We start from the raw sequence: 25427 nt of genomic DNA on the forward strand, positions 1-25427 counted from the left end.
TGCACTGTCAGGCTGCGGGATTCAGAATCCAGCTCAAGCCGCTATCACAATAGCCTGCTGGAAACGTTCACATTTGCGACAATTGAGTTATTGATTTCGTCGCCGAATTTGTGACCACCCGTAGCGCTGTGTACAATGACCTCCCTTTTGCCCCCGCAAAGCCGGCGAACGTTCGGCGCGTGTGGTAACTAGTTGAATCGAAAAGAAATTGCCTCGAACAAGAGGCAGCCTGGTGAGAATGTGTCTATGAAAACAGGTCTGTATCGTCCGGATGAATTCAAGGATAACTGCGGTTTTGGCCTGATTGCCCATATGTCGGGTGAGCCCAGCCATAATCTGTTGCAAACGGCCATCGAGGCCCTGACCTGCATGACCCACCGCGGTGGGATCAACGCCGACGGCAAGACCGGCGACGGGTGCGGCTTGCTGATCCAGAAGCCCGACCTGTTTCTGCGTGCCATCGCCCAAGAGCACTTCGGCAACGAACTGCCCAAGCAATATGCCGTGGGCATGGTCTTCTTCAATCAAGACCCGGTACGCGCCCAAGCGGCCCGCGAAAACATGAACCGCGAAATCGAGGCTGCCGGCCTGCAGTTGGTCGGCTGGCGCGACGTGCCCATCGACACCAGCGTGCTCGGCCGCCTGGCCCTCGAGCGCCTGCCAAAAATCCAGCAAGTGTTCGTCGGGGGCGAAGGCCTGAGCGACCAGCAGTTCGCGATCAAGTTGTTCAGTGCCCGCCGCCGGTCCTCCGTGGCCAATGCCGCCGACACCGATCACTACATCTGCAGTTTTTCGCACAAGACCATCATCTACAAAGGCCTGATGATGCCGGCTGACCTCACGGCCTTCTATCCAGACCTGTCCGACGAGCGCCTGCAGACCGCCATCTGCGTGTTCCACCAGCGCTTCTCCACCAATACCCTACCGAAATGGCCGCTGGCCCAGCCATTCCGCTTTCTCGCCCACAACGGCGAGATCAACACCATCACCGGCAACCGCAACTGGGCGCTGGCCCGTCGCGCCAAGTTCGCCAACGATCTGATCCCGGACCTGGAAGAACTCGGCCCGCTGGTCAACCGCGTGGGTTCCGACTCTTCGAGCATGGACAACATGCTCGAACTGATGGTCACCGGTGGTATCGATCTGTTCCGTGGCGTGCGCATGCTGATTCCGCCGGCCTGGCAGAACGTCGAGACCATGGACCCGGACCTGCGGGCGTTCTACGAGTACAACTCGATGCACATGGAGCCCTGGGATGGGCCGGCGGGCGTGGTCATGACCGACGGCCGCCATGCCGTGTGCCTGCTCGACCGCAACGGCCTGCGTCCGGCGCGCTGGGTCACTACCAAGAATGGCTATATCACCCTGGCCTCGGAAATCGGCGTGTGGAACTACCAGCCCGAGGACGTCATCGCCAAGGGGCGTGTGGGCCCGGGCCAGATCCTGGCGGTCGATACCGAAACCGGCCAGGTGCTGCACACCGATGACATCGACAACCGCCTGAAGTCGCGCCACCCCTACAAGCAGTGGCTGCGCAAGAGCGCGCTGCGCATCCAGTCGACCATGGAAGACAACGACCACGGTTCGGCCTTCTACAGCAGCGACCAGCTCAAGCAGTACATGAAGATGTACCAGGTGACCTTCGAGGAGCGCGACCAGGTGTTGCGCCCGCTGGGCGAGCAAGGTCAGGAAGCCGTGGGTTCGATGGGCGACGACACGCCGATGGCGGTGCTGTCGCGTCGCGTGCGCACGCCTTACGACTATTTCCGCCAGCAGTTCGCGCAGGTGACCAACCCGCCGATCGACCCGCTGCGCGAAGCGATCGTGATGTCCCTGGAAATCTGCCTGGGTGCCGAGCGCAACATCTTCCAGGAGTCCCCGGAGCATGCTTCGCGGGTGATCCTCAGCTCGCCGGTCATCTCGCCCGCCAAGTGGCGCTCGTTGATGAACCTGGATCGGCCTGGCTTCGATCGCCAGGTCATCGAACTGAACTACGACGAAGCCATGGGCCTTGAAGCGGCCGTGCGCAACATCGCCGATCAGGCCGAGGAAGCGGTACGCGCCGGACGTACCTTGCTGGTGCTCAGTGACCGCAACATCGCTGCGGGCAAGCTGCCGGTGCATGCGTCGCTGGCCACCGGTGCGGTGCACCACCGCCTGACCGAAAAGGGCCTGCGCTGCGACAGCAACATCCTCGTGGAAACCGCCACCGCCCGCGACCCGCATCACTTCGCCGTGCTGATCGGCTTTGGCGCTTCTGCGGTCTATCCGTTCCTGGCCTATGAAGTGCTGGGCGACCTGATCCGCACCGGTGAAGTGTTGGGCGACCTCTACGAGGTGTTCAAGAACTACCGCAAGGGCATCACCAAGGGTTTGCTCAAGATTCTTTCGAAGATGGGCATCTCCACCGTGGCGTCGTACCGCGGCGCCCAGCTGTTCGAGGCCATCGGTCTGTCCGAGGAAGTCTGCGAGCTGAGCTTCCGCGGTGTGCCGAGCCGCATCAAGGGCGCGCGCTTCGTCGACCTCGAAGCCGAGCAGAAAGCCCTTGCTGCCGAGGCCTGGAGCCCGCGCAAGCCGATCCAGCAAGGCGGTCTGCTGAAGTTCGTGTACGGCGGCGAGTACCACGCCTACAACCCGGACGTGGTCAACACCCTGCAGGCGGCTGTGCAGCAGGGCGACTACAGCAAGTTCAAGGAATACACCGCGATCGTCGACAACCGTCCGGTGTCGATGATCCGCGACCTGCTCAAGGTCAAGACGCTCGACGAACCGCTGGGCATGGACCAGATCGAACCGCTGGAAGCGATTCTCAAGCGTTTCGACTCGGCGGGCATTTCCCTGGGTGCGTTGTCGCCCGAAGCCCACGAAGCGTTGGCCGAGGCAATGAACCGCCTGGGTGCGCGTTCCAACTCCGGTGAAGGCGGCGAAGACCCTTCGCGCTACGGCACCGTGCGCAGTTCGAAGATCAAGCAGATCGCGACCGGCCGCTTCGGGGTCACCCCCGAGTACCTGGTCAACGCCGAAGTGCTGCAGATCAAGGTGGCCCAGGGCGCCAAGCCCGGGGAGGGCGGCCAGCTGCCCGGCGGCAAGGTCAACGGCCTGATCGCCAAGCTGCGCTATGCCGTACCCGGCGTGACGTTGATCTCGCCGCCGCCGCACCACGACATCTACTCCATCGAGGACTTGTCGCAGCTGATCTTCGACCTCAAGCAGGTCAACCCGGCCGCGCTGGTATCGGTCAAACTGGTGGCCGAGGCAGGCGTGGGCACTATCGCCGCCGGCGTGGCCAAGGCCTATGCCGACCTGATCACCATTTCCGGCTACGACGGCGGCACCGGTGCATCGCCGCTGAGCTCGATCAAGTATGCCGGTGCACCGTGGGAACTGGGCCTGGCTGAAACCCACCAGACCCTGCGCGGTAACGACCTGCGCGGCAAGGTGCGGGTACAGACCGACGGTGGCCTGAAGACCGGCCTGGACGTGATCAAGGCGGCGATCCTGGGTGCCGAGAGCTTCGGTTTCGGCACCGCGCCGATGATTGCCCTGGGCTGCAAGTACCTGCGCATCTGCCACCTGAACAACTGCGCCACCGGCGTGGCGACGCAGAACGAGAAGCTGCGCAAGGATCACTACATCGGCACGGTCGACATGGTGATCAATTTCTTCACCTACGTGGCCGAGGAAACCCGTGAGTGGCTGGCCAAGCTGGGCGTGCGCAGCCTGGGCGAGCTGATCGGGCGCACCGATCTGCTGGAAATGCTGCCGGGCGAAACCGCCAAGCAGCAGCATCTGGACCTGACCCCCTTGTTGGGCAGCGACCATATTCCAGCCGACAAGCCGCAGTTCTGCGAAGTGGAGCGCAACCCGCCGTTCGACAAGGGCCTGCTGGCCGAGAAGATGGTGGAAATGGCCTTGCCGGCGATTCAGGGCAAGACCGGTGGCGACTACGCGATGGACATCTGCAACTGCGACCGCTCCATCGGCGCGCGCATCTCCGGTGAAATCGCCAAGCTGCATGGCAACCAGGGCATGAACGCCAATCCGCTGACCTTCCGTTTCAAGGGCACTGCGGGCCAGAGCTTCGGCGTCTGGAATGCCGGTGGCTTGAACATGTACCTGGAGGGTGATGCCAACGACTACGTCGGCAAGGGCATGACCGCTGGCAAGCTGGTGATCGTGCCGCCCAAGGGCAGCCCGTTCAAGACCCAGGACAGCGCCATCATCGGCAACACCTGTCTGTACGGCGCCACCGGCGGCAAGCTGTTCGCCGCCGGCACCGCCGGCGAGCGTTTCGCGGTGCGCAACTCCGGTGCCCACACGGTCGTGGAAGGCACGGGCGATCATTGCTGTGAATACATGACCGGCGGTTTCGTCTGCGTGCTTGGCAAGACCGGCTACAACTTCGGCTCGGGCATGACCGGCGGTTTCGCTTACGTGCTCGACCAGGACAACAGCTTCGTCGACCGGGTCAACCACGAGCTGGTGGAAATCCAGCGCATCAGTGGCGAAGCCATGGAGGCCTACCGTACTCACCTGGAGCGCGTGCTGGCTGAATACGTCGCCGAAACCGACAGCGAATGGGGTCGCAACCTTTGGGAAAACCTGGACGACTACCTGCGTCGCTTCTGGTTGGTCAAGCCCAAGGCCGCCAACCTGAAGTCGCTGCTGTCCAGCACCCGTGCCAACCCGCAGTGATATGCGCCTGAACAGTTTGATGAGGTTTTAACAATGGCTGAACGTCTGAGTAATGACTTCCAGTTCATCGAGGTCGGGCGCAAAGATCCGAAGAAGAAACTGTTGCGTCAACGCAAGAAAGAGTTCGTGGAGATCTACGAACCCTTCAAACCCGCGCAGTCGGCCGATCAGGCCCACCGCTGCCTGGGCTGTGGCAACCCGTACTGCGAGTGGAAGTGCCCGGTGCACAACTTCATTCCCAACTGGTTGAAACTGGTGGCCGAGGGCAACATCCTCGCCGCTGCCGAGCTGTCGCACCAGACCAACACCCTGCCCGAAGTGTGCGGCCGGGTGTGCCCGCAGGATCGTCTGTGCGAAGGTGCCTGCACCCTCAATGACGGCTTCGGCGCGGTGACCATCGGTTCGGTGGAGAAGTACATCACCGACACCGCGTTCGCGATGGGCTGGCGCCCGGACATGTCCAAGGTCAAGCCAACCGGCAAGCGCGTCGCCATCATCGGCGCCGGCCCGGCCGGTCTGGGCTGCGCCGATGTGCTGGTGCGTGGTGGCGTGACACCGGTGGTGTTCGACAAGAACCCGGAGATCGGCGGCCTGCTGACCTTCGGTATTCCCGAGTTCAAGCTGGAGAAGAGCGTGTTGAGCAATCGCCGCGAAGTCTTCACCGGCATGGGCATCGAGTTCCGCCTGAACACCGAGGTGGGCAAGGACATCAGCGTCGAGCAGTTGCTGGAAGAATACGATGCGGTGTTCATGGGCATGGGCACCTACACCTACATGAAGGGTGGCTTCCCCGGTGAAGACCTGCCCGGTGTGCATGACGCCCTGGATTTCCTGATCGCCAACGTCAACCGCAACCTGGGCTTTGAAAAGTCGCCGGAAGATTTCGTCGACATGAAGGGCAAGAAGGTCGTGGTGCTGGGTGGCGGCGATACGGCGATGGACTGCAATCGCACGTCCATTCGCCAGGGCGCCAAGGCGGTGACCTGTGCCTATCGGCGTGACGAGGCGAACATGCCGGGCTCGCGCAAAGAGGTGAAGAATGCCAAGGAGGAGGGGGTCAGATTCCTCTATAACCGCCAGCCGATCGCCATCGTCGGTGAAGACAAGGTCGAAGGGGTGAAGGTGGTCGAGACCCGTCTTGGCGAACCCGATGCCCGTGGCCGTCGCAGCCCCGAGCCCATTCCGGGTTCCGAGGAGATCATCCCGGCCGATGCCGTGGTCATCGCTTTCGGTTTCCGCCCAAGCCCGGCGGCGTGGTTCCAGGACCACAGCATCCAGACCGACAGCCAGGGCCGCGTGGTGGCGCCGGAGCAGGGTCAGTTCAAGCACCAGACCAGCAACCCGAAGATCTTCGCCGGTGGCGACATGGTCCGCGGCTCGGACCTGGTGGTGACTGCCATCTTCGAAGGCCGCAACGCCGCCGAAGGGATCCTCGATTACCTGGAAGTCTGAGTCAGACTGGGCGGTGATGACCGCTCCCATGGTGGAATTGCGGTGACCTGAGCAGGATGTGGGAGCGGGCTCTGCCCGCGAAAAGGTCACTGCGGTATTTCAGGTGCACCGCGGTGGATTCTTCGCGGGCAGAGCCCGCTCCCACAGATGCTCTTCCCCAGGTTTACTGCTACAGATGTTCTTCCCCAGGTTTTCTGCCTGAGGTTTTCTCCTACCGGTTTTGTGTCAGCGCGGCTCAGGCGCGCATGACCGTATGGATATCGGCTGCCAGTTCGCGCACGCGGGCTTCGTCCGTATCCCATGAGCACATGAATCGGGCGCCACCGCTGCCGATGAAGGTGTAGAAGCGCCAGCCCTTGGCGCGCAGGGCTTCCAGGGCCGGTTCCGGCATCTGCAGGAACACCCCGTTGGCTTCCACCGGAAACATCAACTCCACCCCCGGTATACCCTCGACCAGCGCCTTGAGCAGTTGCGCACAATGGTTGGCGTGTCCGGCATGCTTGAGCCAGGCATCGTTTTCCAGCAACCCCACCCAAGGCGCCGACAGGAAACGCATCTTCGACGCCAGCTGCCCCGCCTGCTTGCAGCGATAGTCGAAATCTTCGGCCAGCCGGTGGTTGAAGAACAGGATCGCCTCGCCCACGGCCATGCCGTTCTTGGTGCCGCCGAAGCACAACACATCCACGCCCGCTTTCCACGTCAGCTCGGCCGGTGTACAGCCCAAAAACGCACAGGCGTTGGCAAAGCGCGCGCCGTCCATGTGCAGGTTCAGGTTCAGCTCCTTGCAGGTGGCGCTGATGGCCTTGAGTTCTTCGGGGCGGTACACGCTGCCCACTTCGGTGGCCTGGGTCAGGGTGACCACGCGCGGCTTGGGGTAGTGAATGTCCTGACGCTTGAGCGCAACTTCGCGGATGGCCTCAGGGGTCAGCTTGCCCTGCTCGGTGCGCGCCGTCAGCAGCTTGGAGCCGTTGGAAAAGAACTCGGGGGCACCGCATTCATCGGTTTCGACGTGGGCGGTTTCCGAGCAGATGACGCTGTGGTAGCTCTGGCACAGCGACGACAGGGCCAGGGAGTTGGCCGCGGTACCGTTGAAGGCGAAAAACACTTCGCAGTCGGTTTCGAACAGGCGGCGGAATTCATCGGCGGCGCGTGCGGTCCATTGATCGTCGCCATAGGCGCGCTGATGGCCCTGGTTGGCCTGCTCCATGGCCGCCCAGGCCTCGGAGCAGATGCCCGAATAATTGTCGCTGGCGAACTGTTGGGTTTGGTCGTTCATGGGCGGATCCTTGGTGTTAGGTATGGGGGCACTGTAAACCAACTGTGAAAGATGTGTCGTCTAGGCGGGCCTCTTCGCGGCCACTGGCCGCTCCTACGGGAAACGTGTCGTCCATGCGGACAGCTCCTGCGCTGTGTGAGGCTCGCGTGGGATCGGTCTGTGGCCGCGAAGAGGCCGGTATGACAACCCAAAAACTGGAGCTTTTTCTCGGATGATCCGACATCACGCACTGGATCTGCTCAAATGGCTGGCCATGCTGTGCATGGTCCTCGACCACCTGCGCTATGTCGGCTGGTCGCTGGACTTTCTCTATGTGCCGGGCCGTCTGGCTTTCCCTTGGTTCTGCCTGGCGATTGCCGCCAACCTGACACGCCGCCCGGAGGCTCCCCTGGGCGGACGCTACCTGGCCTGGTTGCTGAGCTTCGCCGCCTTGTCGGAAATCCCCTACCGCCTGTTCGTCTACCCTGCCGACACCCTCAACGTGCTGCCCACCCTGGCTCTGGGCTTGATCGTCGCCAAGGCCTGGCAGCAACGTCGACAATCCGCCATGGCCGCACTTGGCTGCGCGGTGGTCGCCGTGGCGGCGTTGTTCGACCACCAGCTGATGTTCGGCCTGGCGGGCGTGCTGCTGCCATTGGGGTTCGTCCTGGCCTGGCAGCGCCCGCTGTACTGGGCGTTGCCCCTGGGCGTGCTGTGCCTGGCCGCCAACGCCTGGGTCAACCTGTTCGAATCCGCGCGCCACTTCTACTGGCCGGCGATTGGCGGCATCGTCGCCTGCCTGCTGGCACCGGGGTTGGGCCTGCTGCTGCTGCGCGTCGGGATACGCCAGGCAGTTGTCCCCATGCGCCGTTGGGCCTACGCCATCTACCCCCTGCATTTCCTCGCCCTGCTGGGCCTGCGCCTGCTGTTGCGCGCACTCTGACGCTGGCCTGATCGCGCCATGTCGTAAATGAACCTCTGTAAGGCGCGCGCAGGCATTTGGTCGGATCGCGCCGGCCCTACCATCGCAATCAAAGGAGGCAGCCGTTGCCGGTCGCCTTCGTCCAACACGCCAGGCGCCACGCCGCCGCTGGGGAGACCGCGATGTTCAGCAAACAAGATCAGATCCAAGGTTATGACGACGTCCTGCTGGCTGCCATGAACGCCGAAGACCAGCGTCAGGAAGACCACATCGAACTGATCGCCTCGGAAAACTACACCAGCAAGCGCGTGATGCAAGCCCAGGGCAGCGGCCTCACCAACAAGTACGCCGAAGGCTATCCGGGCAAGCGCTACTACGGTGGCTGCGAGCACGTGGACAAGGTCGAGCAACTGGCCATTGATCGCGCCAAGCAACTGTTCGGTGCCGACTATGCCAACGTCCAGCCGCACTCGGGTTCCCAGGCCAACGCCGCGGTCTACCTGGCACTGTTGCAGGCCGGCGACACCGTGCTGGGCATGAGCCTGGCCCATGGCGGTCACCTGACCCACGGTGCCAAGGTCAGCTTCTCCGGCAAGCTCTACAACGCGGTGCAGTACGGCATCGACACCGACACCGGCCTGATCGACTACGACGAAGTCGAGCGCCTGGCGGTCGAGCACCAGCCGAAGATGATCATTGCCGGCTTTTCGGCCTACTCCAAGACCCTCGACTTCCCTCGCTTCCGTGAAATCGCCGACAAGGTCGGCGCCTACCTGTTTGTCGACATGGCCCACGTCGCCGGGCTGGTCGCCGCTGGCCTGTACCCCAACCCGATCCCGTTCGCCGACGTGGTCACCACCACCACCCACAAGACCCTGCGCGGTCCGCGCGGCGGGCTGATCCTGGCCCGTGCCAACGAAGCCCTGGAAAAGAAATTCAACGCTGCGGTATTCCCCGGCGGCCAGGGTGGCCCGCTGATGCATGTGATCGCTGCCAAGGCGGTGTGCTTCAAGGAAGCGCTGGAGCCCGAATTCAAGACCTACCAGCAGCAGGTCATCGACAACGCCCAGGCCATGGCCGGCGTGTTCATCGAGCGTGGCTACGACGTGGTCTCCGGCGGTACCGACAACCACCTGTTCCTGGTCAGCCTGATTCGCCAGGGCCTCACCGGCAAAGATGCCGACGCCGCCCTAGGCCGTGCGCACATCACCGTGAACAAGAACGCGGTGCCGAATGACCCGCAGTCGCCGTTCGTGACCTCGGGCCTGCGCATCGGTACCCCTGCGGTCACCAGCCGTGGTTTCAAGGTGGCCCAGTGCCTTGAGCTGGCCGGCTGGATCTGCGACATCCTCGACAATTTGGGCGATGCCGACGTCGAGGCCAACGTGGCCCGTCATGTGACGGCCCTGTGCAGCGACTTCCCGGTCTACCGCTGAGAGTGGAGTGAACACCATGCAACGTTATTCTGGCTTCGGCCTTTTCAAGCACTCGCTCAGCCACCACGAAAACTGGCAGCGCATGTGGCGTACGCCGACCCCGAAGAAAGTCTACGACGTGGTCATCGTCGGCGGCGGCGGGCACGGTCTGGCCACGGCCTACTATCTGGCCAAGGTCCACGGCATCACCAACGTGGCCGTGGTCGAGAAGGGCTGGCTGGGCGGTGGCAACACCGCGCGCAACACCACTATCGTGCGCTCCAACTACCTGTGGGATGAATCGGCGCACTTGTACGAACACGCCATGAAACTGTGGGAAGGGCTGTCCCAGGACATCAACTACAACGTGATGTTCTCCCAGCGCGGCGTGTACAACCTGTGCCACACCCTGCAGGACATGCGCGACTCCGAACGCCGCGTCAGCGCCAACCGCCTCAACGGCGTGGACGGCGAGCTGTTGAACAACAAGCAGGTGGCTGAAGAGATCCCCTACCTGGACTGCACCAAGAACACCCGTTACCCGATCATCGGCGCCACCGTCCAGCGCCGTGGCGGCGTCGCCCGTCACGACGCTGTGGCCTGGGGCTATGCCCGTGCCGCCGATGCCTTGGGCGTGGACCTGATCCAGCAGACCGAAGTGACCGGCTTTCGCAAGGAAAACGGTGTATGCATCGGTGTCGAAACCAACAAGGGTTTCATCGGCGCCAAGCGCGTCGGTGTGGTCACCGCCGGCAACTCTGGGCACATGGCCAAGTTGGCCGGCTTCCGTCTGCCGGTCGAATCCCATCCGCTGCAGGCACTGGTGTCCGAGCCGATCAAACCCATCATCGACAGCGTGATCATGTCCAACGCCGTCCACGGTTACATCAGCCAATCGGACAAGGGCGATCTGGTGATCGGTGCCGGTATCGACAGTTGGGTCGGCTACGGCCAGCGCGGTTCGTACCCGATCATCGAGCACACCCTGCAGGCCATCGTCGAGATGTTCCCGGTGCTCTCGCGGGTGCGCATGAACCGCCAGTGGGGCGGCATCGTCGACACCACCCCGGACGCCTGCCCGATCATCTCCAAGACCCCGGTGCCGAACATGTTCTTCAATTGCGGCTGGGGCACCGGTGGCTTCAAGGCCACGCCGGGCTCGGGCCATGTGTTTGCGGCCAGCCTGGCCACGGGCGAGATGCACCCGCTGGCCAAGCCGTTTTCCATCGAGCGCTTCCACAACGGCGCGTTGATCGACGAACACGGCGCCGCCGCCGTCGCCCACTGACAGGAGAAACCACCATGCTCAACATCTTCTGTCCACACTGCGGCGAGCTGCGCAGCGAAGAAGAATTCCACTGCTCGGGCCAGGCGCACATTGCCCGCCCGCTCGACCCGGGTGCGTGCACCGACGCGCAATGGGGCGAGTACATGTTCTTCCGCAACAACCCGCGCGGTCTGCAGCACGAGCTGTGGATCCATGCCGCCGGTTGCCGCCAGTATTTCAATGCGACCCGCAACACGGTGACCTACGAGATCCTGGAAACCTATCGCATCGGCAGCAAGCCGCAGTTCGTCGAAAAGACCCTTGATGAGGCGCCGCAGATCGCCTCGGGAGACAAGCCATGAGCCAGGTCAATCGCCTCTCCACCGGCGGACGTCTGGAGCGCAGCAAGAAGCTGACCTTCACTTTCAATGGCACGACCTACATCGGCTATGAGGGCGACACCCTGGCCTCGGCCCTGCTGGCCAATGGCGTCGACGTGATCGGCCGCAGCTTCAAGTATTCGCGTCCGCGCGGCATTGTCGCCGCCGGTGCCGAGGAGCCCAACGCGGTGCTGCAGATCGGCGCCACCGAAGCCACCCAGATTCCCAACGTGCGGGCCACTCAGCAGGCGTTGTACCAAGGCCTGGTCGCCACCAGCACCAACGGCTGGCCGAACGTCAACACCGACATGATGGGTATCCTCGGCAAGGTCGGCGGCAAGCTGATGCCGCCGGGGTTCTACTACAAGACCTTCATGTACCCGCAGTCCTTCTGGATGACCTACGAGAAGTACATCCGCAAGGCTGCCGGCCTGGGTCGTTCGCCGACCGAGGTGGACCCGGATTCCTACGACTACATGAGCCGCACCTGCGACGTGCTGGTGGTTGGCGCCGGTCCTGCCGGCCTGGCTGCCGCGCTGGCCGCCGCGCGCAGTGGCGCCCGGGTGATCCTGGCCGACGAGCAGGAAGAGTTCGGCGGCTCGCTGCTCGACACCCGAGAAAGCCTCGATGGCAAGCCGGCTGGCGAATGGGTTGCCGCGGTGATCCGCGAGCTGGCAGGCATGCCTGAAGTGGTGCTCTTGCCGCGCGCCACCGTCAACGGCTACCACGACCATAATTTCCTGACCATTCACCAGCGCCTGACCGACCACCTCGGCGACCGTGCGCCGATGGGCCAGGTCCGCCAGCGCATGCACCGGGTTCGCGCCGGGCGCGTGGTACTGGCGACCGGCACCCACGAGCGGCCGCTGGTGTACGGCAACAACGACGTGCCGGGCAACATGCTGGCCGGTGCGATCTCCACCTACGTGCGCCGCTACGGCGTGGCGCCGGGCAAGAAGCTGGTGCTGTCGACCAACAACGACCACGCCTACCGCGTGGCCCTGGACTGGCACGACGCCGGCCTCAAGGTGGTCGCCGTGGCCGATGCCCGCCACAACCCGCGCGGCGCGCTGGTCGAGGAAGCACGCGCCAAGGGTATTCGCATCCTGACTGCAAGCGCGGTGATCGAAGCCCGCGGCAGCAAGCATGTCACCGCGGCCCGGGTCGCCGCCATCGACGTCAAGGCGCACAGGGTAGTCAGCCCCGGTGAATGGCTCGATTGCGACCTGATCGGCAGCTCGGGCGGTTACAGCCCGGTGGTGCACCTGGCCTCGCACCTGGGCGGCAAGCCCGTCTGGCGTGAAGACATCCTCGGCTTCGTGCCGGGCGAAGCACCGCAGAAACGCCTGTGCGTCGGCGGCGTGAACGGCGTGTATGCCTTGGCCGATGCCATGGCCGACGGTTTCGAAGGCGGTGCCCGAGCGGCCTCCGAAACAGGCTTCGGCGTCGTCGAAGGCACCTTGCCCAACGTCTTGACCCGCGTCGAAGAGCCGACCCTGGCACTGTTCCAGGTGCCCCACGACAAGGACACGGCGCGCGCGCCGAAGCAATTCGTCGACCTGCAGAACGACGTCACCGCAGCCGCCATCGAACTGGCCACTCGCGAGGGCTTCGAGTCGGTCGAGCACGTCAAGCGCTACACCGCGCTGGGCTTCGGCACCGACCAGGGCAAGCTGGGCAACGTCAACGGCCTGGCCATCGCCGCCCGTTCGCTGAACGTCACCATTCCGGAAATGGGCACGACCATGTTCCGCCCCAACTACACGCCGATCACCTTCGGTGCGGTGGCCGGGCGTCACTGTGGCCACCTGTTCGAGCCGGTGCGTTTCACCGCGCTGCATGCCTGGCATGTGAAGAACGGTGCCGAGTTCGAAGACGTCGGCCAATGGAAGCGCCCCTGGTACTTCCCCAAGCGTGGCGAAGACATCCACGCTGCCGTCGCCCGTGAGTGCAAGGCGGTGCGCGACAGCGTCGGTCTGCTGGACGCCTCGACCCTGGGCAAGATCGACATCCAGGGCCCGGACGCGCGCGAATTCCTCAACCGCATCTACACCAACGCCTGGACCAAGCTGGACGTGGGCAAGGCGCGCTACGGCCTGATGTGCAAGGAAGACGGCATGGTCTTCGACGACGGCGTCACCGCCTGTCTGGCCGACAACCACTTCCTGATGACCACCACCACCGGCGGTGCCGCGCGGGTCCTGCAATGGCTGGAAATCTACCAGCAGACCGAATGGCCAGACCTGAAGGTTTACTTCACTTCGGTTACCGACCATTGGGCGACCCTGACCCTGTCGGGCCCCAACAGCCGCAAGCTGCTCGGCGAAGTGACCGATATCGATCTGGACAAGGACGCTTTCGGCTTCATGACCTGGAAGGAAGGGCAGGTGGGGGGTGTGCCGGCACGGGTGTTCCGCATCTCGTTCACCGGCGAGCTGTCGTACGAGGTCAACGTCCAGGCCGACTACGCCATGGGCGTGCTGGAAAAGATCATCGAGGCCGGCAAGCAGTACAACCTGACGCCGTACGGTACCGAAACCATGCACGTGCTGCGTGCCGAGAAGGGCTTCATCATCGTCGGCCAGGACACCGACGGGTCGATGACACCCGACGACCTGAACATGGGCTGGTGTGTCGGGCGGACCAAGCCCTTCTCGTGGATCGGCTGGCGCGGCATGAACCGCGAAGACACCGTGCGCCACGAGCGCAAGCAGCTGGTCGGCCTCAAGCCAATCGATCCGAACAAGTGGCTGCCCGAGGGCGCCCAGTTGGTGTTCGACCCCAAGCAGGCGATCCCCATGAGCATGGTCGGTCACGTAACGTCGAGCTATGCCAGCAACTCACTGGGTTATTCGTTCGCCATGGGTGTGGTCAAGGGCGGTCTCAAGCGCATTGGCGAGCGGGTGTTCTCGCCGCAGGCCGATGGCAGCGTGATCGAAGCCGAAATCGTCTCCTCGGTGTTCTTCGATCCGAAGGGCGAGCGGCAGAACATCTAGCACAAGGCGCCTTTGGGAGCGGCCAGTGGCCGCGAAAGGCACGCCGCGGTGTGCCAGGCCTACCGCAGCAAGCCCTTCGCGGCCGATGACCGCTCCTACGGGAGCTCACCACCTTCTTACAGGCTTCAACAGCATTCACTGACAGGTGCAGCTAAATGACCACAGTCAACGTATACCAGCAACGCCCCGCATCGGGCGCCAAGGCCGAAGACCCGCTCCACCATGCCGACCTCGCCAGTCTGGTAGGCAAGGGCCGCCAGGGCGCCGGTGTGACCCTGCGCGAGAAAAAGCTGCTGGGTCACCTGACCCTGCGCGGCGACGGCCATGACCCGGTCTTTGCCGGCGCAGTGCACAAGGCAACCGGCCTGGAACTGCCGGGTGCCTTGAGCCTGGTCAGCAGCGGCGACACGTCGCTGCAGTGGCTTGGCCCGGACGAGTGGCTGTTGATCGTCCCTGGTGGCGAGGAACTGGCCGCCGAGCAACGGCTGCGCGAAGCACTGGCCGGGCTGCATGTGGCGGTGGTCAACGTCAGCGGCGGCCAGTCGCTGATCGAGCTCAGCGGGCCTAATGTGCGCGACGTGCTGATGAAGTCCACGAGCTACGATGTGCACCCGAACAATTTTCCGGTAGGCAAGGCGGTGGGTACGGTGTTCGCCAAGTCTCAGCTGGTGATCCGCCGCACCGAAGAGGACACCTGGGAGCTGTTGATCCGCCGCAGCTTCGCCGATTACTGGTGGCTGTGGCTGCAGGATGCCTCGGCCGAGTATGGGCTGAGCATTCAGGCCTGACAGTGCAGGGATTGCACAGCCCTGTGGAAGCGGTCATCGGCCGCGAACCAGGCGCTGCGGTTCATCGGACGTACCACCGTGCGCCGTTCGCGGCCGATGACCGCTCCTACAGTTGATTCGACCTCGACACCAAAGGACTACCCATGAGCCGCGCCCCTGACACCTGGATCCTCACCGCCGATTGCCCCAGCGTATTGGGCACGGTGGATGCGGTCACGCGCTACCTGTTCGAGCAGGGCTGCTATGTCACCGAGCACCACTCGTTCGACGACCGGCTGTCGTCGCGCTTCTTCATCAGAGTCGAGTTTCGTCAGCCCGACGGCTTCGATGAAGTTGCTTTCCGCGCAGGCCTGGCCGAGCGCGGTGCCAGCTTCGGCATGATCTTCGAGTTGACCGCGCCGCAATACCGGCCCAAGGTAGTGATCATGGTTTCCAAGGCCGATCACTGCCTCAACGATTTGCTCTACCGCCAGCGCATCGGCCAGCTGCCAATGGATGTCGTCGCGGTGATCTCCAACCACCCGGACCTCGAGCCGCTGGCGCGCTGGCACGACATTCCCTATTACCATTTTCCGCTCGACCCCAAGGACAAGCCCTCCCAGGAGCGCAAGGTGTTGCAGGTGATCGAGCAGGCCGGCGCGGAACTGGTGATCCTCGCCCGCTACATGCAGGTGTTGTCGCCTGAGCTGTGCCGGCGCCTGGACGGTTGGGCGATCAATATCCATCACTCGTTGCTGCCCGGTTTCAAGGGGGCCAAACCCTATCACCAGGCCTACAACAAAGGCGTCAAGCTGGTCGGGGCCACCGCGCACTACATCAACAACGACCTGGACGAAGGTCCGATCATCACCCAGGGTGTAGAGGTGGTCGATCACAGTCATTACCCCGAAGACCTCATCGCCAAGGGTCGCGACATCGAATGCCTGACCCTGGCTCGAGCCATCGGCTACCACATCGAGCGCCGCGTGTTCCTCAACGCCAACCGCACGGTGGTGTTGTAGCAGCGGCGCGAACCGCGTCAGGGCATTGCACGAACAAACGCATGACCGCAGCACGCAAAACCCAAGCTCAAAAACAACAAACAGCGAGGTGAAAGCATGTCTGGTAATCGTGGAGTGGTGTATCTGGGCTCCGGAAAAGTCGAAGTGCAGAATATCGATTTCCCCAAATTGCAGGACCCCAGGGGCAAACGCATCGAGCATGGCGTGATCCTGCGCGTGGTCTCGACCAACATCTGCGGCTCCGACCAGCACATGGTCCGTGGCCGTACCACCGCTCAGGTCGGCCTGGTGCTGGGCCATGAGATCACCGGCGAGGTCATCGAAGCCGGCCGCGACGTAGAGCACTTGAAAGTCGGCGATCTGGTTTCGGTGCCGTTCAACGTCGCCTGCGGCCGCTGCCGCTCCTGCAAGGAGCAGAACACCGGCGTCTGCCTGACCGTCAACCCGGCGCGCCCCGGCGGCGCCTATGGTTACGTCGACATGGGTGACTGGGTCGGCGGCCAGGCCGAGTTCGTGCTGGTGCCGTATGCCGATTTCAACCTGCTCAAACTGCCGGACCGCGATGCGGCCATGGAGAAGATCCGCGACCTGACGTGCCTGTCCGACATTCTGCCGACCGGCTATCACGGTGCCGTGACCGCAGGCGTTGGCCCCGGCAGCACGGTATACGTGGCCGGTGCAGGCCCGGTCGGGCTCGCCGCCGCTGCTTCCGCGCGCCTGCTGGGTGCTGCGGTGGTGATCATAGGTGACGTCAACCCGGTACGTCTGGCGCATGCCAAGGCCCAGGGCTTCGAGATTGCCGACCTGTCCCAGGACACGCCGTTGCACGAGCAGATCGCCGCCTTGCTGGGCGAGCCGGAAGTGGATTGCGCAGTCGATGCGGTAGGCTTCGAAGCACGCGGTCACGGTCACAGCGGGGCCAAGGCAGAAGCACCGGCCACCGTGCTCAACTCATTGATGGGCGTGGTGCGTGTGGCGGGCAAGATCGGCATCCCCGGCCTGTACGTCACCGAAGATCCGGGCGCGGTGGACGCGGCGGCGAAGATGGGCAGCCTGAGCATTCGCTTCGGACTGGGCTGGGCCAAGTCGCACAGTTTCCATACCGGCCAGACGCCAGTGATGAAGTACAACCGGCAGCTGATGCAGGCCATCATGTGGGACCGCATCAAGATCGCCGATATCGTCGGCGTGGAAGTCATCTCGCTGGACGAGGCCCCGCGCGGCTACGGCGAATTCGACGCGGGCGTACCGAAGAAATTCGTCATCGACCCGCACAAGCTGTTCAGCGCCGCCTGACCAAATCCGCTCCCACAACGAGCATGCAACTCCCCCTGTGGGAGCGGTCATCGGCCGCGAAAAGGCCACCGCGGTGCATCTGCACGACCGCAGCGCGCCCTTCGCAGCCACGGGCCGCTCCCACAACGAGCATACAACTCCCCCTGTGGGAGCGGTCATCGGCCGCGAAAAGGCTACCGCGCAGTACCTGAACGACCGCAGTGTGCCCTTCGCGGCCACAGACCGCTCCCACAACGAGCATACAACTCCCCCTGTGGGAGCGGTCATCGGCCGCGAAAAGGCCACCGCGGTGCATCTGCACGACCGCAGCGCGCCCTTCGCGGCCACGGACCGCTCCTACGTGGCTTCATCTTTGCCATTACACAATTTTCACCCCCGAGGAACATAATGGGACCGAACTGCCGTTTGACGACGGTCCGTCTATCTGTCCCCGAGGTTGCTGCACAATGAACATCACTCGCGCCATGGCCCTGGCTTCCCTGATGGCCGTTGCCACCAGTCCCGCCTTCGCCTTCAACCTGAACGACGCGGTCAATGCCGCCTCCACCCTGCAGAACGGCAAGCAAGGCAACAACGCTGCCGTCGCCGCAGCCCCGGAAGCCGCAGGCCTGCTGAACACCTTGGGTTCGACCCTGAACATCACCCCGACCCAAGCCATTGGCGGCACAGGTGCCATGCTGGGCCTGGCCAAGAATCAACTCAGCACCGCCGACTATTCGCAACTGAGCAAATCCGTCCCCGGCATCGACAAGCTTTCGGGCAACAACGCCCTGGGCGGCTTGGGTGGTCTGAGCGGCCTGCTCGGCAAGTCCGACCAGAAAAACATCAGCGCGCTGAACAACGCCCTTGGCGACGTGAAAACCACCAGCGACATGAACAGCGCCTTCAGCGCGCTGGGCATGAACAGCGGCATGGTCGGTCAGTTCGCGCCAGTCATTCTTCAGTACCTGGGCCAGCAAGGTGTCGGCGGCCCGTTGCTGCAAAGTCTGGGCAGCATCTGGGGCGCCACCGGCAGCTGATCAACGTCCCGATTCGGTGCGCAACGTGCCGATCAGTTGGTCTTTCTCGGTCCATAGCTGGTTGACCCAGTTCTGGACCTTGAGCCGAAATACCGCATCGTTTTCATAATCGCCATCGATCAGGCCCGGATCGATGCTGCGCGACCTGATATCCACGATCACCTTGCGCACATCCCCGCAGAGCAGGTTCCAGAAGCCCGGGATAGGCCCATCCGGATACACCACCGTGACGTCCAGCAAGCGATCCAGTTGCGGCCCCATCGCGGCCAGTACGAAAGCCACGCCGCCGGCCTTGGGCTTGAGCAGATAGCGAAAGGGCGAGGCCTGCTGCTCGCGCTTGGCCTGGGTGAAGCGAGTCCCTTCCAGATAGTTGACGATGGTCACCGGCTGACGCTTGTACAGCTCGCACGCTGCCTTGGTGATTTCCAGGTCCTGGCCCTTGAGGCGCGGGTGCTTGTCCAGAAACGCCTTGCTGTAACGCTTCATGAACGGATAGTCCAGCGCCCACCAGGCCAACCCCAGGAACGGTACCCAGATCAGCTCCTTCTTCAGAAAGAACTTGAAGAACGGCGCGCGCCCATTGAGTGCCTGGATCAGCGCGGCAATGTCGATCCACGACTGGTGATTGCTTACCACCAGATAGGACGTGCTTTTGCGCAGGTCGCGCGCCCCGCGAATGTCCCACTCGGTGCGGGTGCAGACCTTGAAGATCAGCTTGTCGATCTCCGACCAGGTCTCGGCAATCCACATGACCGCCGCCGAGGCACGGTCGCGCCAACGTCCGCGCATGGCCAGCTTGAACAGGGCGAGCACCAGCAGGGGGCCGATCAACACCAATGTATTGAACAGCAGAAGGGCGGTCGCGAGACAGCCGGTGAGAAGGCGGCGCATAGAGCTACTCTGGCTTCATGAAGCAGGCAATGATAAGCACAAGCGCGCCTGTAACCAATTCTGCCCGAGCGTTTCGTCAACAAATGTTTCACTTTTATCTGGGTATGCTGCGCGCATTGCACACTGCCCCGAAGGAATCCCAGGTGAAGAACGTACTTGCCCTGTTGTCCATACTGGCCCTGCCCGCGCTGGCAGCAGAGCCGACCCTGTATGGGCGCTATGAATACATCAAACTGCCCGAGATTGGCGGGCAGACGCTCAAGGCCAAGATGGACACCGGCGCACTGACAGCGTCGCTGTCGGCCAAGGACATCCAGACATTCACCCGTGACGGCGACGACTGGGTTCGCTTTCGCCTGGCCACCAAGGATGCCGACAACAAGGTTTACGAGCACAAGATCTCGCGCATGAGCAAGATCAAGAACCGCGCCGAGGAAGACGACGACGGTGAAGGTACCGAAGTCTCGCAACGGCCCGTGGTCGACCTGGAACTGTGCCTGGGCGACGTCAAGCGCACCATCGAAGTCAACCTGGTAGACCGCAGCAGTTTCAACTACCCCCTGCTGATCGGCGCCAAGGGCCTGCGTGAATTCAAGGCCGCGGTAAACCCCGCCCGCCGCTTCGTCGCCGACAAGCCTGACTGCTGATTGGGGGCGTGGCAGGCAGACAATGCGTCTATCGTGTCCAGCGAGCAATGATCACCATCGTTACGCCTACGAGGTAAACGGAAAATCTCTCATTTTCCCCCCTTGGATGCTGGTATATATTGTGGTGTATACCAGCACTGGGGAATGCACATGTCTCAGACAGCAAAAGTCTTCGTAAATGGTCGAAGCCAAGCCGTGCGCTTGCCTGCTGCTTTCCGATTCGACACCGATGAAGTCTTCATACGGCGCGATCCCGAGACCGGCGATGTTATTTTGTCCAGAAAGCCGGATTCATGGGATGAGTTTCTGGCACTTGTCGCGGAAGGCGGTGTTCCAGACGACTTCCTGAACGCCGACGATCGCACCCAGGTGGGTGGTGAAAAACGTGATCCACTTGACGGTATCCCTGAATGAAGCAGCTGATGCTGGACACCAATACAGTCAGCTACCTGCTCAAGGGGCATCCAGCGGTCATCAAGAACTTGAGCGCTGTGCCCAAGGCCTTGGTGTGCATTTCCTCCATCACCGAGGCAGAGTTGCTTTATGGCCTGGCCAAGCGACCGTCGGCGCAGCGATTGGCGGGGCTTGTCACTGCGTTCTTGAAAACCGTCGATATCCTTCCCTGGGGCAGCCAGGCGGCCCAGGCCTATGGCTCGAGCCGAGCCGTAGGCGAGCGTCGCGGGCAATGTCTGGGCACATTGGACGGCCTTATCGCCGCCCATAGCCTTTCGCTCGGGATGACACTGGTCACCAGTGACAAGGCGTTTCGTTTTGTCGAGGGACTCGAGGTACAGGACTGGTGCGAGGTCGCGTGAGCTCCCGCCCATGTCAGGCCGACGGCATAGTCGAGCGCAGCGACTCGCGCTCACTCACCTCGGCAAACCACCCCGCCAACCCTGGATAGCGCTGCCGCCAGCCAGACTCCGGCATGCGAAAATCAACATACCCCAGCGCACAGGCCACCCCGATCGCTGCGATATCGAACGCTGCGCTCAACTCCGCGACCGCCGTGGCCTCCAGATACGCCAGTCCCCGCTCGATCTTTTCCGCCTGATTATCCAGCCACAACGGCCAGTGCAGCTCAGGCGGACGCAGGGCCTTCTCGTAGCGAATCAGCACGGCCGCGTCGAGCATTGCATCCGCCAGTGACGCCACCGTCAACCGCCGCCAGCGCGACGCCCCTTCCCGAGGGATCAGCGGGTTGCCCACATGCTGGTGATCCAGATACTCCAGGATCACCCGACTGTCATGCAGCGTAGTGCCGTCTTCAAGCACCAACGCCGGAATCTTCCCGGCCGGGTTGTCCTGGTTCACTGACGCATCCGGGCTGACAGGGCTCAACGCCACCGTCTTCAGCGCGACCCGCTCCAACTGACCGGTCTCATGCAGCAGCACCATGACCTTGCGAGCAAAGGGGGAGGCGGGGTTGTGGTAGAGCGTCATGGCGGGCATGAGGTGTTCTCCTTGGATAAGGAAACACCCTGTATCAGCTGTGAGATGGGGTCAAGTCGTCTCAGCTTGATCGTGATCCACGCTCTCCGACATTGGGTGCTTTGGCCAGGAATGCAGGTTCACAGCTCAACTTGCATACAGGGCTATCGCTCAGCGTTCTGGCACTTCCGCTATGCCTTTGAGCAGACCTGCCTCCTTTCTCAACAGATGCCATGGCCCATCGGCAACGATCTTGCCCTGCTGAATAACCAGAACCCGGTCGAAACGCGCCAACGCTTCGATATCGTGAGTGACGCAGATCAACCCTTTACCTTTGAACGCCCGCATCAGGGTGTCCCATGTTGCCATGGCCAGCTCCTGATCGAGTGAAGCGGTTGGCTCGTCGAAAAGATTGAAGCGCCCAGGTCTGTTGAGCAGCCGAAGCAGGCTAAGGCGCTTGGCCTGTCCGCCGGAGAGGTTGGACGCGGTATCGTTGAGATTTAGTTGGCTCAGGAGTGCGTCCAATGACAACTCTCGGGCGTGCTCCAGCAGTTCAGGTTCAGCGGCATGGCCATACATCACGCCCGATTCCAGATCGCCCGGCAGAAATACCGCACTTTGCGGGCAGTAGCGCAGCGCGCGCAGCTGCAAGGCGCCGCAGATACGCTGGACGCAGATACCATTCAAAGAGAGATATTGTCGATACGCCGCATCCATACCCGCCAGCAACTCGAGCAGTGTTGACTTGCCTGCACCACTGGGGCCCGTGATGGCCACGCTCTCATCGGACTTGAATCGCAGGGAAGCGTTGAGCGTCAAATGTCGGCCTGACACCTCGCATGCTGCCAACTCCAAGGAGGAGAAGAGGGGTGTGCCAGGTTCCAGTGATCGGTCAGGTCCATCGAATCGCGGAAGGCTGAGGGTCTGCTGCAGTTTCACCCTGTCAGCCATGAACTGATGGGCCGAACGATAGGCTTCGGCGATGCCCGATATGTTGGTGAGAAATCCACCTGCAATCGAGCACAGGGCAACCAACTCGCCGATGGTCAATGTCGGGTTCGTCATCCCCTGGTTTCGAACGCCCCACACCAGAAGTCCACAGGTGGCGAGCCCGATGAAGAGCATTTTCGCGGACCCCAGCGCCGCCGCCGAACTCGCGACGGTGGTAGCGCAACGTGCGTAGCGCTCGAATGCCAGGTTGAGCGGGGATAGCGTTTGTTCTGCCGCACCTTCCAACTTGATCGACCGGGCGGCGCGCAGCGTGCTGAACAGACGTTCAGAGACTTCGTCTTCGCTGTCGTTGACGTCGGTGATATGTCGAGTCCGCCACTGAATGATTCTGTGGCACACATATAAATAGATGCATGACGCCGTCAACAGCGCTGCAAAGAGTTGGGCGCCGCCAAAGTGCACAAACAGAACACTAACGACGAGGATCTCGATGATCAGGGGCAGCCCCACGGTGATAAAGAAATTCAGTATCTGCTCATGAGCGGTAATACCCCGGTCCGTCGCTTTGATCAAATGACCGACTCTCAGATTGTCGAAGACGCAGAATTCTTTCTGGAATATCTCGGCCATCCAGCTGATGGATCGATCCTTGACCGTCTGCTGCACCAGTCGGGTAAGCACATACGTCTGGATGGGTGCGACCGCTGCCGTCACCAGTATGATCAATGCATAACCACAGAGCAGATAAGGAATCGTCAGGTTTTTAGCGCTGTTGTCGAGTGACAAATTGTCAATAATGGAACCCAGCAAAAGTGGAGGCGCAAACAGCGAAAGCTTGAGGATGAATATCGTGATCAAGGTAGCCCCGAACAGGGCTGGTCTTTGCGTTATTGCATGCGCCAGGAAACGCCTCATATCGATGGGGTCTCATCAAAGGGAAGGTGCGCAGTACAGTCAGATGCACAGCTTAGGCGGAGCAGAACAATGGCAGGGATACGAGGGCATAGAGATATCATCAGGTCGAGTTCTGTACAACTGTTGAGTACGGTACTGCATCCTAAAAGGCTGTAGGATATCTAACAGGGAGGTTTCAGAAAATTTAGTCTTGAAGTAGGACGCAAGGTTAGGTTATTTAATGTAAAGCGGTTTATTACGCAGACCTTGATAGCATCAAGTGGGCAGGCCTCTGTGGGAGCGGGCTCTGCCCGCGAAGAGGCCGGCCTTTGCAACACACACTTCAGGCTATATGCCGAACGTGCCGAGGCCGTCACCTTCGCGAGCCATCTCGTAGCAACGGCGCAAGCCGCGTCAGGAGCCGCATTGATCCACCACGTGCGCCGAACTACATAGTTTTGCGCAGCTCCACAAGACGCCCGAACGCCGTCTCAAGATACCCCTCATCCAGCAGCCGCAGCAGATGCCCCGTGCAAAACCTGTCCAGGCGTATATTGGCCAGCAGCAAGGCGCGAAGCTCCCCAGCATCCGCACGCTCCAGTTTCGACGCATCATTCAGCTCGGTGGCAGTGAACACCTGCTGCCAATCCAGGGCCGCGAAGAACCCGGAACTGTAAATTGCATCGATGAAGCGGCCGATGGCGTAGAACACAGCGTCGCTGTGTAAATCCAGGGCTCCCAAGGCAGCAGTGTCCGGCCAGGCTTTGAGGAGTTCATCCACGCTGGCGGGGGAGGGCGCATGAAGTGCGAACATATCGTGCCTCACAAATGGTTGAAGAGAATATGGGCAGTATTAGCCAGTACTTCATCGGTGGTTAGATACAGCCGAATATGACCATCCTCCACCGTCTCTTCGATGGCGCTGATGAGATGGCGCATGGCGAAGTCAAACAACACTTCCTGTTCGGTGGGTACCACGGATATGCCGCTCACGTCCTTGCCCAGCCACTGCTTGAACAGCAAGTTATAGTCGCCGAAAATAGGTGAGTCGATGTTCTTGGTTGTGCTGGAATACGCGGCCTCCACCACCGTCAGGGTTGTAGCGTATATATCTTCGATACCGTCGAAGATATTCAAGTAGCGTTTTACCGGTACCCCTGCGGCGTTGCGTAACTGGCCCAGCGCCGTACTCAGCCCTTCGATACTGGCCTGGTACTCGACAAATAACGGGTCGGTCACCGACCCGGCCCGAAGCGCCCGGTTGACGTACCAATACAGGCTGCCCGTGTAGGCCTGTACGAGCCCGTACTGACGTTGAGTCAGGCCGACTTCGGCAGGCGTCCATCGCAGTAGGTCATCCTGTAGGGGTGGTGCCTGACGGAAAGGCTGCGAACCCGGCGCAGGGTTGCCGATGCTGCTGGCGGGTGGCGATTGGTACTGGCCCTTGAGTTGCGCGAACAGGGTCCGGGCACTGTCTTGATAGTCCGTATCCACACACAGCGCTATGTACGGCCACTCCCCTCGAGCTGCCAAGCTGACGCTGGCGAAGAACATCATGCGCAGCATCACATCGTGGTCAGCCTGTCCCGGTGCTGCACTCAGTATCGTGGCGGCCACTCGTTGGCAACCGTCTGCACCAGTGAACAGGCGTAGCGCCTGAAAGGCCATCCAAACATCACGACCGGCCGTTTCGGCGGCATCCTGTGGCTCGAACACCAACAGCCTCTTGAATGGCCAACCCTCCGAGGCCGGCTGCGCGGCAGAGATCCAGCAGGGCAGGTGCGGACGAAAGTCGATGGCTGGCGAGCGCTCCAGATCTGCGACCACGATGCCTGCACCGTGCAACTGTTCTATCCAGCCGCCTTGCGATGGGTCGTAATCACCGGGCCGGCTCGAGATCATGAGGTAATCGACCGGAGCTTTATACAAACCCAGCAGGTCGCTACGGTGCAGGGTGACTTTGCGTGTGTCGGTACCGAAGTGATCGACGGGTACTTGATCGAGGAGTTCCATGTTCAGAACCTGCGTCAACCGATGGCGGGAAAATTAAAGATTACGCTTGAAAATCAACTATGGAAGTTGAATGACAAACTAGGCGATCAGTGGAAAACAGAAATATTCATGGTT

20 protein-coding genes are annotated in these 25427 nt (G+C 62.0%); 14 read left to right on the top strand and 6 right to left on the bottom strand.

What is annotated here, in order from left to right; genetic code table 11:
- Window positions 1-246: 246 nt before the first annotated feature.
- Both gltB and IFT98_RS08660 read left to right on the top strand, forming a co-directional pair.
- Window positions 247-4695: a glutamate synthase large subunit gene (gene gltB, locus IFT98_RS08655; protein WP_192048065.1), complete on the top strand. Its 4449-nt coding sequence runs from the start codon at window positions 247-249 to the stop codon at window positions 4693-4695.
- A 33-nt stretch (window positions 4696-4728) separates the two neighbouring features.
- Window positions 4729-6147, top strand: a complete 1419-nt coding sequence (locus IFT98_RS08660; protein WP_043191325.1) for an FAD-dependent oxidoreductase — start codon at window positions 4729-4731, stop codon at window positions 6145-6147.
- A gap of 235 nt (window positions 6148-6382) precedes the next feature.
- On the opposite strand, the gene IFT98_RS08665 is transcribed toward IFT98_RS08660, so the two are convergent.
- Window positions 6383-7423 carry a threonine aldolase family protein gene (locus IFT98_RS08665; protein WP_192048066.1) on the bottom strand — a complete coding sequence of 347 codons (1041 nt, stop codon included), beginning with the start codon at window positions 7421-7423 and terminating at the stop codon, window positions 6383-6385.
- Between the two features lie 211 nt (window positions 7424-7634).
- Between IFT98_RS08665 and IFT98_RS08670 the strand changes: the two genes are divergently transcribed.
- From IFT98_RS08670 to IFT98_RS08710, 9 genes are all read left to right on the top strand, one after another.
- Window positions 7635-8345 (top strand): TraX family protein, encoded by a 711-nt coding sequence (locus IFT98_RS08670; RefSeq protein ID WP_192048067.1) that lies wholly within the window; start codon window positions 7635-7637, stop codon window positions 8343-8345.
- A gap of 161 nt (window positions 8346-8506) precedes the next feature.
- Window positions 8507-9760, top strand: coding sequence for a serine hydroxymethyltransferase (glyA, locus tag IFT98_RS08675; protein ID WP_122714563.1), 1254 nt, complete (start codon window positions 8507-8509; stop codon window positions 9758-9760).
- A 16-nt stretch (window positions 9761-9776) separates the two neighbouring features.
- A complete protein-coding gene (locus IFT98_RS08680; protein WP_122480435.1) occupies window positions 9777-11027 on the top strand; it encodes a sarcosine oxidase subunit beta family protein in 1251 nt (416 codons plus the stop codon).
- 14 nt (window positions 11028-11041) lie between these two features.
- A complete protein-coding gene (locus IFT98_RS08685) occupies window positions 11042-11368 on the top strand; it encodes a sarcosine oxidase subunit delta (protein WP_122714565.1) in 327 nt (108 codons plus the stop codon).
- Window positions 11365-14382 (top strand): sarcosine oxidase subunit alpha, encoded by a 3018-nt coding sequence (locus tag IFT98_RS08690; protein ID WP_192048068.1) that lies wholly within the window; start codon window positions 11365-11367, stop codon window positions 14380-14382. Before IFT98_RS08685 ends, IFT98_RS08690 begins: the two co-directional genes overlap by 4 nt.
- A gap of 155 nt (window positions 14383-14537) precedes the next feature.
- The gene (locus tag IFT98_RS08695; protein WP_192048069.1) at window positions 14538-15170 is read left to right on the top strand and encodes a sarcosine oxidase subunit gamma; all 633 of its coding nucleotides are present in this window, start codon (window positions 14538-14540) and stop codon (window positions 15168-15170) included.
- A gap of 143 nt (window positions 15171-15313) precedes the next feature.
- The gene (gene purU, locus IFT98_RS08700; protein ID WP_122714568.1) at window positions 15314-16171 is read left to right on the top strand and encodes a formyltetrahydrofolate deformylase; all 858 of its coding nucleotides are present in this window, start codon (window positions 15314-15316) and stop codon (window positions 16169-16171) included.
- Window positions 16172-16267: 96 nt separating this feature from the next.
- Window positions 16268-17467, top strand: a complete 1200-nt coding sequence (gene fdhA, locus IFT98_RS08705; protein ID WP_122480430.1) for a formaldehyde dehydrogenase, glutathione-independent — start codon at window positions 16268-16270, stop codon at window positions 17465-17467.
- Window positions 17468-17913: 446 nt separating this feature from the next.
- Entirely contained in the window at window positions 17914-18486 is a 573-nt protein-coding gene (locus IFT98_RS08710; RefSeq protein ID WP_122480429.1) for a DUF2780 domain-containing protein, read from the top strand.
- On the opposite strand, the gene IFT98_RS08715 is transcribed toward IFT98_RS08710, so the two are convergent.
- Window positions 18487-19377, bottom strand: coding sequence for an acyltransferase (locus IFT98_RS08715; RefSeq protein WP_192048070.1), 891 nt, complete (start codon window positions 19375-19377; stop codon window positions 18487-18489).
- 143 nt (window positions 19378-19520) lie between these two features.
- Here IFT98_RS08715 and rloA2 point away from each other — a divergent pair, with 143 nt between their 5' ends.
- The 3 genes from rloA2 (at window position 19521) to IFT98_RS08730 (ending at window position 20839) form a co-directional block, all read left to right on the top strand.
- Window positions 19521-20024, top strand: coding sequence for a retropepsin-like aspartic peptidase RloA2 (gene rloA2, locus IFT98_RS08720; protein ID WP_122480427.1), 504 nt, complete (start codon window positions 19521-19523; stop codon window positions 20022-20024).
- A 150-nt stretch (window positions 20025-20174) separates the two neighbouring features.
- Window positions 20175-20438, top strand: coding sequence for an antitoxin (locus IFT98_RS08725; protein ID WP_192048071.1), 264 nt, complete (start codon window positions 20175-20177; stop codon window positions 20436-20438).
- Window positions 20435-20839 (top strand): type II toxin-antitoxin system VapC family toxin, encoded by a 405-nt coding sequence (locus IFT98_RS08730; protein ID WP_192048072.1) that lies wholly within the window; start codon window positions 20435-20437, stop codon window positions 20837-20839. The genes IFT98_RS08725 and IFT98_RS08730 overlap by 4 nt, the downstream gene beginning before the upstream one ends.
- 13 nt (window positions 20840-20852) lie before the next feature.
- Here IFT98_RS08730 and IFT98_RS08735 read toward each other — a convergent pair whose 3' ends face one another.
- From IFT98_RS08735 to IFT98_RS08750, 4 genes are all read right to left on the bottom strand, one after another.
- On the bottom strand, window positions 20853-21476 hold the full coding sequence (locus tag IFT98_RS08735) for a glutathione S-transferase (protein ID WP_244650910.1): 624 nt from the start codon (window positions 21474-21476) through the stop codon (window positions 20853-20855).
- 150 nt (window positions 21477-21626) lie between these two features.
- Entirely contained in the window at window positions 21627-23321 is a 1695-nt protein-coding gene (locus tag IFT98_RS08740; RefSeq protein ID WP_192048073.1) for an ATP-binding cassette domain-containing protein, read from the bottom strand.
- 427 nt (window positions 23322-23748) lie between these two features.
- Window positions 23749-24114, bottom strand: coding sequence for a DUF6508 domain-containing protein (locus IFT98_RS08745; RefSeq protein WP_192048074.1), 366 nt, complete (start codon window positions 24112-24114; stop codon window positions 23749-23751).
- An 8-nt stretch (window positions 24115-24122) separates the two neighbouring features.
- Window positions 24123-25313 carry an ADP-ribosyltransferase gene (locus IFT98_RS08750; protein ID WP_192048075.1) on the bottom strand — a complete coding sequence of 397 codons (1191 nt, stop codon included), beginning with the start codon at window positions 25311-25313 and terminating at the stop codon, window positions 24123-24125.
- Window positions 25314-25427 lie beyond the last annotated feature (114 nt).

The organism is Pseudomonas sp. CFBP 8770, from assembly GCF_014841705.1.
In the GTDB taxonomy this organism is placed as follows: domain Bacteria; phylum Pseudomonadota; class Gammaproteobacteria; order Pseudomonadales; family Pseudomonadaceae; genus Aquipseudomonas.